We start from the raw sequence: 1642 nt of genomic DNA on the forward strand, positions 1-1642 counted from the left end.
AGCGCCAAAAAGGCCTGACAGCATGCGCAGTGGAATCGACCGGTTATGATCATTGACGTGGCTCGGATTGCCGGACCAGACAAGACCGACCCGCAGTCTGCTGTCGTTGCCAAGACGTTCGGAAAGCCGGGCCTCCCACATCTGCTGGCGCGCTTGTTCCGGCTGCGGCAAATAACCCAACCCGGAAGGAATGGTATCGAGGCGCGTCTCGAAGGCGAGCGGCAGCGAGGTGATCGGACAATGCAGATCGAACGCCGGCAGCGGCTTGACCGATCTTGAAACGCATTGCGCGATGCCAGGCATGCCCGCCAACAAGGGACGTAGGGGATCGGTAACCGATAGAATGACGCGGGCGCCGCGGGCCGTCAGCATCGGCACGTAACGGGCAAACTGAATGGTGTCGCCCGCTCCCTCGTCTTCAAAAACCAGGAACGTCTTGCCGTCGATCGGTTCTCTTCCGAGCCACGCTGGCTGGGACAATCCGAAACCGTCGATCGGCAGACCAGTGATGGCCCAGCGGGCTTCTCGCTCAGCCCAACCCGCTTCGAAATTTCCGGTCACAAGATGCACGAGCGACGCTTGAAAGACGGCTTTCATATTGTTCGGATCGTGCGTCCTGATCCTGTCGCAAAGCTCAAGACATTCGGCGAACCGGTGGAGATGATTAAGTGCAAACGCCCTGTTGCTCAACGCTTCAATAAAGCCAGGCTGCAGATCGAGTGACCGGTCGTACCACGGCAGCGCCTCTTCATCTCTTCCCAGCCCCGCGAGGAATACGCCGACACGGTTGCAGATTTCGGCGCTGGCCGGATTGAGCGCGTGGGCGGCTTTGATGTCGACCAAGCCTTCCTCCAGCCGCTTCAAGCAGAGCAGCGATTCAGCGCGCATCTGCAAAGTCAGTGCGTGGCTGGGCTGTAGTTCGTCGCATAAATCGAAGTGCTTCAATGCCTCTTCGAACCGCTTCAGGTTGTAGAGGAGTTGCCCGCTTTTATATGCCGCATCGCGGTGACGCGGATTGAGCTTGAGTACGTGCTGAAAGGTCAGCAGCGCGTCGTCCGGGCGACCGAGCCTCAGGAGAGTATTACCGAGATGCTCCCACAACTCGGCGTCTTCAGGCTTGAGCTGTATGGCTTTGTCAAAAGCTTTGAGCGCATCCTCGTAGCGTTCCTGGCGCAGAAGCATCGTGCCCAAATTGCCAAGGTATTGCGGCTTGGGATCGTTCTGAATGGCGCGGGTCATCCACGCCAGGGCAAGATCATGTTGCCCGGCTTGATGGGACAGCAGACCCATCAAATGCAGGGTGTCGGCATGTGAATTGTTGATGGCGAGAACGCGCTCGCAGCAGATGTGTGCGTCGAGATATCGTCCCGCTTGCATATGGTGCAGGCCGGCCTCGCACAACGCATCAAGATTTTCGGTGCCGCGGGGGATCGGAGGCTTTTCGGGGGCTGGCCCATGGCCGCGGCGGGTCATTGGAGCTTTCATGACATCCAGTTCGCTCCGCACCCGCGCGACGACGCTGCCGTAATCGCGTGTCGCATCCTGCCTGAACAGGCGGGCGGTCGGATACCACGGGCTGTCATCGCGACCCAGCAGCCAGCGCCAGTCGGGCAAATAGGGCAGCATTATCCAGATCGGCCGG

The 1642-nt window shown here is 59.6% G+C and carries 1 protein-coding gene; it reads right to left on the reverse strand.

Annotated elements, in window-relative coordinates; genetic code table 11:
- Positions 1 to 1485: tetratricopeptide repeat protein (locus HB676_RS33595; protein ID WP_346347486.1), on the reverse strand; the 1485-nt coding region annotated here is incomplete at its 3' end.
- Positions 1486 to 1642 lie beyond the last annotated feature (157 nt).

This window comes from Bradyrhizobium sp. dw_411 (genome assembly GCF_018449695.1).
Classification (GTDB): domain Bacteria; phylum Pseudomonadota; class Alphaproteobacteria; order Rhizobiales; family Xanthobacteraceae; genus Bradyrhizobium.